The organism is Salsipaludibacter albus (assembly GCF_019798055.1).
GTDB classification, from domain to species: domain Bacteria; phylum Actinomycetota; class Nitriliruptoria; order Nitriliruptorales; family Nitriliruptoraceae; genus Salsipaludibacter; species Salsipaludibacter albus.
In genome coordinates this window covers 47,115-62,950 of record NZ_JAHOPH010000005.1, presented here as the reverse complement: position 1 = coordinate 62,950, position 15,836 = coordinate 47,115, and the positions used below count along the sequence as shown (strand labels likewise).

The 15,836-nt window shown below is 70.0% G+C and carries 1 protein-coding gene (only partly in view); it reads left to right on the top strand.

All coding sequences use genetic code 11. From position 1 onward, the window contains the following. Positions 1–15,830, top strand: the end of a protein-coding gene (locus tag KR546_RS04760; protein ID WP_338019091.1) for a Calx-beta domain-containing protein. Its footprint begins 19,105 nt before the window's first position; the window shows 15,830 of its 34,935 coding nt (coding positions 19,106–34,935); the start codon falls outside the window, past its left edge; it ends in the stop codon at positions 15,828–15,830. Positions 15,831–15,836: the final 6 nt, after the last annotated feature.

Below are 15,836 nucleotides of genomic sequence, written 5' to 3'. Positions count from 1 at the left end.
CGCTCACCGACGAGATCCGGTTCCGGGGTGCGCACGGCCTGCTCGAGGGCGACGAGGTGCTGTACTTCCCGGGCGCCGGCGTCGGTGTCATCGGCGGGCTGGTGGCGGGCAAGCTGTACCGGGTGCACGTCGTCGACGACCTGACCATCAAGCTGGTCGACCCGCTCGCCAACACGGGCAGCGTGACCGTGAACGGCGGCCAGGTCGGCACCAACGTCGTCAACGTCGCCAACACGTTCGCCACCAACGATCCCGTCACCTATCGCGCCCTGGGCGGGCAGACGTTCAACGTGCAGGCCGTGGAACTGCGCACGACGGGGACCAACAGCGGGGAGCCGTTGTTGAGCGGTGACAACCAGTTGCAGTACGCCAACGACAACACGATCTTCCTGGGCACCAATCCCAACGAGGACGGCGTCTTCCAGAACGGCCACGGCCTCAACACCGGCGATCGCGTGTACTACGTCGCCACCGGGGGCAACGGCGCCACGATCAGTCCGGGACTCATCGGCACCGGTGCGTACTACTGGGTGATCCGGGTCGACGCGTTCCGCATCCGGCTCGCCACCACCTACTGCCGGGCGGTCGGCGGGGTGGCCGACCCTGACAACTGCGATCCCAACGGCGACGATGACCCCGGACCCATCGCGGTGGCACCGATCACGCTCACTCCGGACCGTTCTGCGGCCGGCACGCAGGTGGTGCATCGCATCTACCGGGCAGCCGACGCACCCCTGGCGGGCCTGGTGGACGGGCGGGTCTACTTCGTCAAGAACCGCACGGCGACCAGCTTCCAGCTCGGGACATCGCCCACGTCGGGTGCCAACGTGACGTTCGGCAACGGCGGCGTCACGGGTGGGGCCCACCGCTTCCAGATCGAGGGCGTCAACCTCACCAGTGCCGTGCAAGGGGTCCACACGCTGGTCTTCGACCTCAAGCCAGGTGGCAGCGGGACCCAGCTCCTGGACGGCGTCGGGGGACTGGGCACGACCGCGGGCGCCCCGTCCGGTGACACCCGGCCGACCGCGTCGTCGTCCGGCTCCAGTGGCGGGGTGATCGACGTCCGGGCCGCGACCGCCACCGCCACGGTCACGACGACCGTCTCGACGACCATCGGCGCGAACGCACTGTTGCAGGCCGGCACCATCACGGTCACGGCGACCAACCGTGGCCTGGTCGGGGCCAACACGACCAGCGGAGGAGGTGGCCTGGTCTCGATCGGCGACGCCACCGCCACCACGTCGGTCACGACGAACACCACGGTGACGGTGGGCGGCGGCGCCCGGTTGCTGGCCACGGACGCGATCACCGTCAGCGGCACCGCGGTGCTCGACAGCACGGTGACGGCGCGGGGCGGCGCCGGGGGGCTGGGCGCGGGGGTCCACTCCGATGCGAACAGCACCCTGCGCCACACCACCAGCGCCGTCGTCGCGGGCATCCTGACGGCGGGTGGTGACGTGGTGGTCGCCGCCACCACGTCGATCCGCGGCGTCGCGATCGCGAGCAGCGACGGCTCGGGCCTGGGCGTGGACACGGATGCCACCGCGACCGCGATCGTGCACCCCAGTTCGTCCACCCAGTCCGAGGTCACCGGGACGGCGCGCATCACCGGCGACCGCATCCGCGTGGACGCCATCGTCGACGGGGTCACGCTGCGGGCCGACGCCGACGCGCTGGCCAAGGCGTTCGGGGCCGACTCGGACGCCGTCGCCAGGGCGAAGCTTGCCGGCACGGCCCAGGTGCTGGTGCGCACCCGCAGCGGGACCGGCGACCAACTCGTCGGCAACCAGGCGATCTGGCTCCGGGCCGAACAGCGTGGACTGTCCCTGCTGGCCAGGTCGCGCGCCGGCTGTCGCTGCTTCGCCGGCGACACCGACGCCACGTCCGAGGCCGAGGTCGCCACGTCCGCCAAGGTGTCGGCCCAGGACGAGTCGTTCCTCAAGACCGCCGACCTCACGGTCGACGCGAATCAGTACGTGACGCGCTACGACAAGGACGCCGACGCGTACGGCGGGGCCTTCGTCAGCCACGACGAGCACTACCCCGGCGCCTACACGCCTCGCCGCCTCGTGTACTGGGAGGCGACGGTCATCATGCTCGGGGAGCCCAACCCGATCCTGGAGGTCGACGCATTCGGCACCATCACGCGCCTGGTGAACGTGGTCGTCACCGATGACCTGGGCAACGCGATGGGCGTGGACAGCACGTTCGGTGCCGGTCGCCAGATCGTGGTCGGCGACATCCGGTACGACCAGAGCAGCGTCGCCCGGTTCCGCTTCAACACCGGTGACTTCGGCGCCAACTCGGCTCCCGACGGGGAGATCTGGGGCAACGCGGGCCTGTTCGACTACCAGGAGACGTGGGACCACGTCCGGATCCTGAACGCGTCGGACCGTGACCTCGTGACCCACCTGATCGACGTCGTGAACGGCGCGCAGAACCCGCTCGTCACGGTCGCCGGCGACCGCATCCCCGGTGGCGTGGCCACCCCGGCCGACAACGTGTCGTTGGCCGAGAACGCCACGTCGGGCGTCACCTTCGAGTTCGACATCGTCCACAGCTTCCGCCCGACGCTGGTGGAGATCCGCAACCTGCAGACCGCAGCGACGTCCGAGTCCGACATCATCATGGAAGGCCGGCTGGCCGGGACCGCGGCCGACGATCCGGTCGGGGTCACCATCGAGAACCCCATCGGCACCACCATCATCGACAACGACCGCGGCAACATCGTCGTGGGCAGCACCCCGTCGCGACCGTTCCTCCTGCTGCGCACCAACGTCCTGGAGATGACCGCCGACTCCGACCTGCTCGGTGGCCACACGGGCAACATCGGCACCCACGTCCGGTCGACGTCCGGCGTGATCACGTCCCGGCGCCCCATCCCGGTCGAGCTCGTCCAGTTCGTCGACCTCGATGCCCAGTTGCGACTCGCGACGCTGCGGGTCGATGCCGACTCCGATGCGGTCGTGGACCTGCGGGTCGTGCGGCGCGAGACCGTCACCACCGGTCCGCTCGCCGTCACCGTCGACATCTTCCACGCCGGCAACGACGCCGATGTCCACCTGCTGGACACCGCCCAGGAGTTGACCCCGGTCGAGGTGGCACCGGTCAAGGTGCTGCTGCTCACCGCACGGTCGAGCCAGCCGACCTCGCCCCTGTTCCGCACGCCGCCGGGCAACCCCCGCGAGGACGACTGCTCGCCGGCAACGTCGGTGGCCTGTGGCCGCAGTGGTTCCGGCTTCTTCGACCGTCACTTCCGCCCCGACACTGGCGACGCGTACACCGAGCTGGGTGCCTTCGGGGGCAACCGCACGACCATCGACAGCGACGTCACGTTCGCGTCGATCACGGGTGGCCGGGACATCTTGATCCAGCACGTCCGCAACGCGGGGGGTGGCTTCGACTCGGTCATCACGATCGTCGCCGACACCGACGTCGACTCCGACGTCGACGGTGACGGCAAGGTCGACATCACCACCAACGGGGCCATCACCGTGCTGGAGCGACTCGGCGGTAGGGATGGGAGCGACCTGCGCGTCGGCGACATCACGTCGACCGGGTCGGACGTGCACCTGCTGGCCGACGAACGCATCCTGGACGCCGAGAGCGGCACCGGCGTGCTGGGCACCGACCCGACCCCCACCGACGTGACCGCCGTCAACATCACGATGGAGGCTGGCCTCGCCGGGATGGCCGGCGGCATCGGCGAGGCCACCAACTTCCTCGAGATCGACGTGGACGCAACCGGTGCCGGCGGTGTGCTGCTGGCGCTGGACACCGAGGGCACGTCCGACCAGGGGATCTACCTGACCGAGACGAGCGGTGACCTGCGCATCGACCTCATCGACACCGACGGGGACGTCGCTGCACAGACGCTCGCGGGTTCGATCATCGACGCGGTCGCCGATCCGGTCGGCCTGGCCGGGACGATCCTGTCGGCCGCCGACGCCACCTCCTACGTCGACATCCGGGGTCGTTCGATCGACCTGGACGCGACTGGCGGGTCGATCGGCCAGGACGGCAACGACCTCGAGATCGACTCGGCGCGGTTCGAGGCGACGGTGCCCACGGTCAGGGGAACTGGTCCCGACGACGTCGCCCTGCGTGCCACCGGGTCCATCTGGCTCACCGAGATCGAGGGCATCCTGCACCTGGTCCTGGCCGAGGCCGCGACCGGATCGATCAGCCTGACGGTCCGTGAGACCAATGACCTCGACGAGCACCTGTGGATCCACGACGGCGGGTCGTACTGGTTCGCCGAGAACGTGCTGACGACCAGGCTCGACGGAACCATCGCGGCTCTCCTGTCCAGCGTGCTGCTGGTGGTCGGCGACGACGTCTGGACGCCGGCCCTCAACGCCGACGACACGTCCAACAGTTTCATCCTGGCCGGCACGAACATCGTGGTCCGCGGCGACCAGCAGGACGCCGAAGGCACCTACCACACGGGTCCCGCCGAGGTCGGCAACGGCACCGACATGCTGCTGCGGGGCGAGATCACGGCCGGCCTCGTCGACGACGACCTGTCGACGCCACTGGTCGACGAGGACGTGTTCGGCATCGCGCGGGTGTTCGGCAACGCCGACGTGGACACGATCCTGCTGGACCAGACGTGGCTGGGGTCGTACACGGAGGTGTTCGGGTCGGCCTTCGTGGAGTTGCAGGCCGAGGATGGCGAGGACTTCCTGGTCGTGTACATGCTCCAGACCATGGACGTCGGTGCGCTGCACACGCTCAACCTCGACGGCCAGGCGGGCAGCGACACCTACACCGTCTACACGACCGGGTCGCGTGGGGCCCTGCGTGACTACGTGGTCAACGTGCTGGACTCCGGGGAGCCCCACGACGGGGTGGACGAACTGGTCGTCCACGGCATCGACACCGCAGACGAGGGCAAGGACGAGTTCGGCAACCTGCGGCCCACCGACGACATCTTCCTGTTGCGCAAGGCGGCCTGGATCCCCGGCCCGGAGCAGTACCTGGGCACCGATCGGGAGGCGGCGGACCGCCCGGCCTTCGTGGCCCTGTTGCACGGCACGCTCGACGAGACCCGGGCCAGTGATCCGGACGGCGATCCGTCGGTTCGCCCCCAGGAGGTCCAGCGCATCAACTACGACACGTCCATCAACGGCCGGGTGCGCGTGCTGGGTGGACAGGGCAACGACTACTTCGCGGTCGACGACAACTCGGCCATCACCAGCCTCGAGGGTGGCAGTGGGGCCGACACCTTCCAGATCGGCCAGGTCTTCGGGTTCGATCGCGACGAGGCCGAGGGCGGCCTGGCTCCGTGGGACGTGTTCCCCGCCCTCGTCGCGACGACCCGCGGGTACCTGTCACCGGGGATCTCGGTCGCGCTGGTCGCCCACGGTGGCACGGGTGACGACACCTTCAAGGTGTACTCCAACCAGGCCGAGCTGCGCCTTGAGGGCGACGACGGCAACGACGTGTTCGTGGTCCGGGCCTTCGCCCTCGCCCTGACCGAGACGATCGCCACGCCGGCCGGGGACCGTGAGCGCATCCGGGTCGACGCCGACGGCATCGCCTACCCGATCGTCGGCGGCGGCGGGTTCTCCACCGCCGAGGACACCTTCATCCGCACCGGCGGAGGCCAGGACGAGGTCGCCTACAACGTGAACGCCCCGGTGTCGATCGATGGCGGGTCGGGCTTCGACAAGGTGGTCATCCTGGGCACCGAGTTCCCCGACGACATCGTGGTCACGGCCGAGGGCATCTTCGGGGCCGGCATCAACGTCCGCTACGCCAACGTCGAGGTCGTGGAAGTCGACGGCCTCGAGGGTGACGACGAGATCTTCGTCCTGTCGACGCCCTTCGGCGTCGCCACCCGGGTGATCGGTGGCCTGGGCAGTGACACGATCTCGGTGGGTGGGGACGTCGTCGAGGACATCGTCACGCGGGAGTTGGAGGGGGGTTCGGGCGTCGTGGACCACGCGGTCGAGTCGTCCGACCCGGACTGGGACACCGAGGTGGCCCCGGGCGTGGAGGTCAACCTCGCCGGCCAGGGCACCGGGCTCGTCATCATCACGGAGTCGGACGGCTTCACGTCGGTCCGTGAGGGTGGGTCGCCGGCCGGGTACGGGCCCGGGTCGGTCGACACGTACACGGTGCGGTTGGCGAAGAAGCCCACGGCCACGGTCTACGTGACGGTCTCGGCGGCACGGTCCGCCCAGCAGGAAGCCGACCTGCAGCCCTGCGTGGACGTGGCCGGGCAGCAGGTGGCGGGCGCCCAGTGCGGCGAGTCGATCCTGGTCGCGGCCGGCAGCGGACTGATCACGCTGGACGACTTCTCCCACACGATCTCGATCAACGGCCAGGTCGTCCTGGTCCGGGACCGGGCCGTCGTGCTGGTGTTCGACCCGGCGGACTGGACCACGCCGGACGCGTCCGGCCCCGAGTTCACGATCTCGGTGTTCGCCTTCGACGACCTGTTGGCCGAGGGCGAACGCGTGGTGACCGTCAGCCATTCGGTCATCTCCGCCGACCCGGAGTTCGACCATGTCGCCGTGCGCAACGTCGAGGTCGTGGTCCGTGACAACGACCTCGCGGAAGTCATCATCACCGAGGTGGAGCACGACGACCCGACCGTCGAGGACGGGACCACCCGGGTGCTGGAGGGCGACGCCACGACGGGCATCGTCGACACGTGGATCGTGGAACTTGCCACGGCGCCCACGGGCGGCACGGTCACCGTCGAGTTGGCCCTGTCCGACGAGGAGGTCGTGCTCACCAGCGCCGACCCGCGGTTCGCATGGCGCGTGGTCGGCACCGCCGGCGCCGGTGCCGTGACCGGCCCGATCTCGTTCACGGGCGCGAGCGGCGCTGCCTACCGCGTCCACGCCGGCGCAGGCGTCGACTTCCAGGCGGCCGGCTTCACGCCCGGCACCTGGGTCCGCATCGTGGGCGGAACCAACGACGGCCTGGTCGTCCGCGTGACGGCCGTCACCGCGACCACGCTGACGCTGTCGTCGCGGGTCGCCGTCGCCGATGCCGCGGCCGTCGTCATCACGTTGGTCCGGGTCGCGCCGACCATCCAGTTCGACGCGACCGACTGGTACCTGCCCGTGTTCGTCCGGGTGGCGGCCTCCCAGGACTTCGTCCGGGAGGACCGTCGCACGACCGCCGTGACGCACACGATCGCCGCGATCGCCGGTGACGACGGCGCGACCCCGGATGCCGGCTACCTCGCGGTGGGGGACAGCAAGCGCATCGGCATCACGGTCCTCGACGACGACACGCCGGGCGTCGTGGTCGACCTGTCGGGCCGGGACACGGTCGTGGTCACGCGCGAGCCGGGCCAGGCCGTCAACGACGTCGACCGCGACGACTACACCATCCGACTCACGAGCGCGCCGACGGCGCCCGTGACGATCGAGATCCTCACGGATGGCCAGACCGACGTGGTCGCCGGTCCGGGCGTCACCCTGTCCCCGGTCGGCGACTACCGCGCCACCGAGGGCTTCCGCGGCACCGCGGTGTTCACCGGTGTCACGATCACCCGGGGTGCCGGCAGCCAACTGGGCAGCTTCGTGGCCGAGGGGTTCGTGGTCGGCGCGTGGATCCAGGTCGTCGGTGGACCCAACGCCACCACCGCACTGCAGGCCCGGCGGATCCTGGCGGTGACGGCGTCGACCATCACCGTCGCCGGCGCCGCCTTCGCACCCGGTGCGGCCGCCGTCAGCATCATGCGCGCCGACCCGACCGGCTTCTACACCGGCACGGTGGCGGTGCTCGCGCCGGTGGACAGCCACCCGGGCAACCCTGCCTCGAAGTCGCTCCTGCGCATCCAGGGCACCTGGATCGAGATCGGCGGCGCCCTGGTCGAGGTCGACTGGCTCAGCCACGGCTTCGTCGAGGGCCAGCTGGTCCGCCTCACCCAGGGTGGGGTCACCGGGGACTTCAAGATCCTGCTGGTCGAGCGCCCCACTGCCGACGGCATCGACTCGATCCTGCGCCTGGTCCCGGTCAGTGGCGCCGGCACCGCTGCCTTCGCCGCAGGCGCCATCCAGATCCAGCGCATCGCCATGACCGTGACGTTCGATGCGACGAACTGGTGGATCCCCGTCACGGTGACGCTCGAGGCCGACCCGTTCTACGACCCGCCACCGGGCCGCGACAACATCAAGATCTTCGGCGTGCGCGAGCACCTCTTGGCCGGGCTCGCCGGACCCCTCGCGGTCGAGGGTGGCACGACGGGCGTGGACCGCTCGCTGACACCGGCCGTCAAGCTGCCGGGCGAGGCCGACGGTCCGCTGCTGGGGATCCCGGTGCAGCCCGCCGAGGCCGAGCAGATCGACGTCCTCCACGTCTACGACGACAGCAGCAACGCCGACGGCACCGGCGTCCTGACCGCCACCGGCCTGACCGGCTTCGGGATGGCCGGCGACCTGGTGTTCGACGGGCCGACCGCCTTCGGCGAACCGGCCGTCTTCCCGGGCGGCATCAGCTTCGGGCGGATCGCGATCGACGCCGACGGCAACTACCTGACCGACGCCAGCCAGACCACGATCGAGGTCCTGCAGCTGTTCCTCGGCCAGGGCAACGACACGCTGCTGATCGAGTCCACGCTCAACCCGGCACCCGAGACCGTCGATGGCCAGCCTGCGTATCACGGCGGCATCACCATCGTCCACGGGGGCGGCAATGCCCTGCGCCAGGTCGTCGGCAGCTTCACCGCAACCGGCAACCTGGTCCTGCGCGACGACCGCGTGGCGTGGGCCGATGCCGACGTCGGCGTGGGCGACGTCGTCGAGTTGGGCACCGTCGCCGCCGACGGGACCTTCACGGTGATCGCCACGTTCACCGTCGTCGGGCTCGCGCAGGGCGGCACGGTCCTGGTCCTCGACCAGCCCGTCGTCCTCGGGACGCTCTTCAACGGCGTCCGCGTCCTCGATCCGCGCACCGGCGGCGCGCGGGTGGGTGGCGACGAGTTCACCGTCACCGGTGGTGCCGGCCCCGACAGCCTCCTGGTCCTCTATGGCGACACCAGCCAGGACGGCGTGTGGTACTCGGGCGATCCGGCCAGTGCCGTGTCGGGCGCCGACTTCGGACCCAAGCCCCACGATGCCTTCCCGAACCTGACCCACCTGGACGGCGCGCCGGTCGTCCACGAGGACGCCACGTGGATCTTCGGGCTGGCCAACCCGTATGCGCGGCCCGGCAACGACATCATCGATGCCTCCGCCCTGTTCGCAGGCGTCGCCCCGGGCGCCGGCCCGACGGTCGGGATCATCGCCTACGGCGGCGACGGGGACGACCTGATCCTGGGCTCCCAGACCGGCGACCACCTGGCTGGTGGCTCCGGCAACGACATGATCGAGGGCGGTCGCGGTGTCGACCTGGTCTACGGCGACAGCGGCTTCAACGTCGATCCGCTGACCCGCCTGCTGACCGTGCCGACGGCGAACTCCTCGGATGCCGACGTGGCCGACACGTTGTTGGCCGCCGGCGACGACGTGCTCTTCGGTGAAGGACCGACGGCCGTGCTCGTCGGGACGCTGGCCCCGTACGACGAGTTCGCCGACGTCATCTTCGGCGACCACGGCATCGTGGTCCAGGACACCGACGAGAACGTCCGGTACCTGCCCGACACGAACCCGCGACTGCAGCGCATCCAGACCACCGGCTGGATCCGGGACATCGCGACGGCGGAGCCGGAGGACGGCGGCGACGACGTCGTCCACGGCAACGTGGGACGTGACCGGATCTTCGGTGGCAACGGCGACGACGAGATCACCGGCGACGAGGATGCCAACGTCGTGTTCGGCGACCACGGCCACCTCTCCTACATCCCGGGTGAGGCAGACGTCACGACGCTGCACCTGGTCGAGAGCATCGACTTCGCACTCGGTGGCCTCGACGTGATCACGACGGGTGACGACGACGACATCGTGGCGGGTGGTGCGCAGGGCGACGTCATCGCCACCGGCAACGGTGCGTCGGTGGTGTTCGGCGACCACGGGCGGATCACGGGCATCGAGGACGCGGGACGCAACCGACCGATCGACACCCGCACGCCCGTGGACGCGTTCCAGGTGCCGACGTTCGCCCTGGTCGAGACGATCAACCCGGCCACCGGGCCGGCAGGTGTCGAGGCCGGGGGAGCGGACACCATCACCACGGGGACCGACCGCGACATCGTGTTCGGCGGTGCCGCCGGTGACGTGATCGTGGCCAACGACGGTGAGTACGACGCGCTCGGTGTGCTGGTCGCGCCGGACGGCAACAACGTGGTGTTCGGTGACTACGGGCTCCTGGACTACGTGGCCCACGACCCGAGCCCGATCAGCCTCGACTGGGTGGCGTCCCGCGACGAGGGCTTCGGCGGCGCCGACACGATCACGACCGGCACGCGCAACGACTTCGTGTTCGGTGGGATCGGGCCCGACGTCATCTTCGCCGACACGGGCGAGAACATCGTGTTCGGCGACCACGGCCGGATCATGGGCATCGAGGTCGGCGAGTTCAACCGGCCGATCCCATCGCCCCTGCCACCCGACTACGACCCGGACGACTATCCGGTCGCCATCCTGCAACTGGTGGAGGGCTACGTCGCCGACGGTGGCGAGTTCGGCGGCGCCGACACGATCACCACCGGGGTGGGCCGGGACATGGTGTTCGGTGGTGGTGACGGTGACACGGTCGTCGCCAACTTCGGTGAGACGGCCGCGCTGAGTGACGGCAACAACATCGTGATCGGCGACTACGGCTACGTCGACTACCTGGTGACCGAGCGTGAGCCGGGTGACACGACCCATGACATCGACGAGATCGCGTCCTACGAGGCATGGACCAGCCTGGGTGGCGACGACGTGGTCACCACCGGCAACGCCAACGACATCATCATCACCGGGGCGGGCAACGACACGATCACGGCGGGGCAGGGCAAGAACCTGGCGTTCGGGGACAACGTGCGGATCGCGTCGGATCCGTCGGTGACCGACCTGCACGAGACGTCGTTCTCCGTGCACGAGTTCATCATCTGCATCATCGAGACGATCGGCTTCGGCGACGACGACGGCGGGGACGACACCGTCTACGGCAGCGACGAGAACGACATCCTGTTCGGTGGCGGTGGCGACGACGTGATCTACGGCTACGGCGGTGACGACATCATCTTCGGCGACCAGGGCCGCGTGCGCTGTGCCCATGACACGCCCTACGACCCCGACAACCCCAACGGGGTGTGCGTCGACCTGGGTGGCCCGCTGGAGTTCGTCGCCACCAACACGACCACCAACACCGGGTCGGGCAACGACCTCGTCTACGCCGGCGCCGGCAACGACATCGTGATGGGCCAGCAGGGCGACGACATCATCTACGGCGAGGAGGGCGACGACCTCCTGATCGGTGGCAGCAACGTCGCCGGGGCCCTCGACGGTGACGACGTGATCGACGGCGGGACCGGCACCGATGCCATCGCCGGCGACAACGCCGAGTGCTGCGTGCGTCCGGACACGCTCGACCCGCGTCACCGCGCCGTGGACGGCACCCAGGTCTACGGAACCTCGATCCCCGAGGGCACCGACGGCCACGCGCAGGTCGCGGTCGACCCGGGCAACCTCTACGACCCGGCCATGCTGGACGACCCGACCGGCATCACCCAGTTCCGGATCGTCCTGCTCGACCACGACGACGCCAGCGCCCTGATCCCCGACGACCCGGACCTGCGCACCTGGGGCGACGACTACCTGGCCGGTGGCGCCGGCTCCGACGAGCTGTGGGGCCAACTCGGCGACGACGTGATCCAGGGCGACGGCCAGGTCGACTCCTACGTCGACGCGGACGGCACCGCGCACTGGTTCGTCTTCGAGGAGAGCACGTACGGCACGACCGCCGACGGCCCGCGTCCCGTGCTGCTGCCCGACGGCCCGGACGGCACGCGCATCGGCGCGTGGCGCAGCGACGACGAGACCGTCGACGAGACCCTGCACGTGAACCCGTCCCTGGAGCGTGACGACGACGGCGACGACTACGTGGAGGGCAACGGCGGCAACGACACGATCTTCGGCGGGCTCGGCCAGGACGACATCGTCGGTGACAGCTCCGACCTGTACCTGGACGGCCTGGTCGGCCAGCACGTCACCATCACCTCGCCCGAGATCGCGTCCGAGGACCCCTGGCTGGTCGTCCACGTGTCCGACGACGGCGCGACCATCGTGGTGGCCGGTCGCCCGATCGACGCCGGTGGCGACGCCAGGATCGACCTCACCCTGGTCGTCGACAGCTCAGGCGCGACCGTCGAGCTCACCGACGTCGCCATCGGCGCGTCGCCGTTCACCGCGTGGGGCATCACGCTGACCGCCGCCGGGTTCGACTGGCGTTCGCTGGCGACGTGCTCCGGCGCGACCTGTCGCCCGACCGGGGCCGACCTGGTGTTCGGCGGCGCCGGCGTGGACATCGCCCGCAACGACCCCGGTGACGCCACGATCGGCCCCGACGGCTCCATCGTGACGGTCCCCACCGGCCACGCCCGCGACGCCGACGTGATCGCGGGCGACAACGCCCGCATCCTGCGCCTGGTCGGCACCCACGGCATCGACTCCGGGGCCTACCTCACCTACGCCTACGACACCTACGCCGGTGGCCTGCGGATCATCCCGCGGGCGGTCGAGCTGCTCGACTACACGTTCGGCGGGCCGGCGTTCGACGCCACGTCGGCCGCCACCGACCGCGGGTTCGCCGACGAGATCCACGGCGAGGCCGGCGACGACGTCGCCTACGGGATGGTCGGCAACGACGTGCTGTTCGGCGACGGACAGCACGACGACCTGGTCGGTGGCTACGGCGACGACTGGATCTCCGGCGGCACCGGCGACGATGCGGTGCTGGGTGACGACGGCCGCATCTCGACCAGCCGCAACGCCTCGACCGGGTGGGACCTCGACCCGAACGGCTCGACGCCCTACGGCAACGCGTGCGTGGCCGACGGCGCCACCTGCTACAGCGAGCCGCTGTACGGCGTCCTCGCGCTGCTGCCGTCCGACCCCAACACCCGCACCATCGAGGGCAACGTCCTCGACGAGGTGATCTACACGCCCGGACACGTGCAGGAGACCACGATCCACGTGACGGGGGCGTTGAAGCGCACGGTCAACCTGACCCCGTTCAACGTCGACCCGATGGACATCGACCCGTTGTTCCGGCCCGAGGGTGGCTACGACGACATCATCTTCGGTGGGCTCGGGGACGACGCCCTGCACGGTGGCTCCGGTGACGACGCCATCACCGGTGCGGAGGCGCTGGTGGCGGGCTGGGCCCCCAACTACGTGACCTCGTGTGGCGCCGGGGTCGACCCGGAGTGCGTCGCGGAGCGCGACGGCCTGGTCCGGATCGACTTCGGGCACCCGGTCAACCCCGGCGACATCCTGCGCTACAACCCCGACGACCCGGACGGCTGGCACTACGACCGCACCCGTCGTGCCGGCGAGTTCGACCTCTACGACGAGTACGACCCGCGCCGCACGATCCTGTTCGACGACGCCGGCGAGGTGTGGGGCTGCACCGGCTACACGCCGTCCGGGAAGGTCTGCACGTCCAGCAGCCCGATCGAGGACTTCCCGCACCACTTCTTCCTCAACAACACCCACGACGAGGGGCCGGTGGTCAACGGCTGCGTGGCGTTCGCGCCCAACGGCGCCTGTGAGGGCTTCGGTGACGCGAACACCGACGGCGATGACGTCCTGTTCGGCGACCTGGGCAACGACTGGATCGTGGGCGGCACCGGCAACGACACGTTGTGGGGTGGGTGGGGCAACGACCTGCTGCAGGCCGACGACAACCTCGAAGCCGGGTGCCTCGAGTCGTTGCCCAACGGGACCTGCACCGCCACCGGCAGCTCGTGGCTCAACGACGGACCCGACACCCACCCGACCTACGAGGATCGTGCCGTCGGTGGTGCCGGCCGCGACATCCTGATCGGCAACACCGGTGGCGACCGCCTGATCGACTGGGTCGGGGAGTTCAACTCCTACATCGTGCCGTTCGCACCGTTCGGCATCGCCACCGTCAGCCGCCAGGTGCCGCCAGCCCTGTTCGAGTTCCTCTACGCGCTCTCGTCCGCCCAGGGTGCCGACCCGACGCGGGCCGCCGACACCAACATCGACTTCGCCGATCGCAACGGCGAGCCCTACGGAGAGGTCGGCCTGGTCACCCAGAAGGACAAGGGCCTGTGGCAGGACCAGACCGGTGCCCCGGCCGATCCCCAGGCCGGAAACATCCCGGGCGGCAAGCGGGACGTGCTGCGCACCGCCACCTTCAACGACGGATCAACCGATGCGTTCTTCGTCGACAGTGGAGACTTCACCGTCAGCGGTGCGACCCTGTCGGTGGCAGCAGGATCCATGGGCGCCGACGCCGCCTCGGTCTGGTACGCCGACGCGTACCTGCCGGTCTTCTACGAGGTCCACGCCCAGATCCTCATGGAGAAGGCCACGGGCGGGTGGAAGGCCAACGCCTACGTCATCTTCGACTACTTCGGCCCGACCGACTTCAAGTTCGCCGGCATCGACGACTCGACCAACAAGCTGGTCATGGGGTATCGCGACGCGAGCGGCTGGCACGTGGTGCGCCAGGCTTCCGTGCAGGGGGGAGTCAAGCCCGACAGGTGGTACGACGTGGTCGTGTACGTCAACGGCACGACCGTGTGGGTCGACGTCGCCGGCAAGGAGTTGTTCACGTACACGTTCGACCCGCGCATCGTCGACGGAGAGGCGGTCGGCCTGAACAAGGGGCTCATCGGCGTCGGGTCCGACAACGCCCGGGGGCGCTTCGACAACCTGTCGCTGCAGGTGCTGCCCCCCGACGTGAACGTCGACGTCACCGAGGAGTTCGAGGACGGCTTCGGGTTGGTCGCGACCCCGCCGCTGGACGGCGACTGGACCGTCACCGACGGCGTGCTGGCCCAGTCCGGCCCGGCACCGGCCCTGGCCGTGGTCGACCCCGGCGGCCGGGTCGAGGCCAACGCGTTCCTGGAGGTGACCGCCCGGATCCGGCTGTCGGCCGGCGGCATCGGTGGCCTGTTCTTCGACGCCTACGCCGTCGACGACTACAAGTACGTGATCGTCGACCTGGCCGCCCAGCGCGTGGAGATCGGCCACGTCGCACCGGGGCGATCGACCGTGGTCGCCTCGAGCGTGGGCCTGTCGCTGCCGGACGCCACGTGGTTGACGGTCGTCGTGACCGTCAAGGGCGCCTCGGTCAGCGTCCAGGTCAACGGGGCCTTCGGGGGCAGCTGGGGCTTCAACAGTCCCGTCGCGGACGGCCAGCTCGGGCTGCTGTCCCTCGCCGGCATCCTGGAGGTCGACCGGGTCCGCGTCCGCACCGATGGCATGGTGGCGTCGAACTCCCCGACCGTCGCGGCAGCGACGGGGCCCGCACCAGTGACGGGTGACGATCCGCCGGACGACGAACCCGACCCCGAACCGTCCGACTCGGAACCGTCCGAACCCGACCCCGTCGTCCCGACCGTGTCGATGGCGACTGCGCACCTGGCCGTCACGGAGGGCGACGCGACGACGAGCCTGGCCCTGTCGCTGGTGCTGTCCGAGCCGACGACGGTCCCGGTCACGGTCACGATCACCACCCGGGCGGGATCGGCGTTGGCCGGTGAGGACTTCGTGGCGGTCACGCACACGATCACGTTCGCGCCCGGCGAGACCGTGGCCACCGTGGACCTGTCGATCCTGGGCGACGGCGTCCGCGAGGACGCCGAGTGGTTCGCCGTGGACCTCGCCGTCCAGTCCGGCGCCGACCTCGGCTCCGTCGCGTCGACGACCATCACGATCGACGACGACGACAAGGGCCGACCCCGCTGAGCGCAC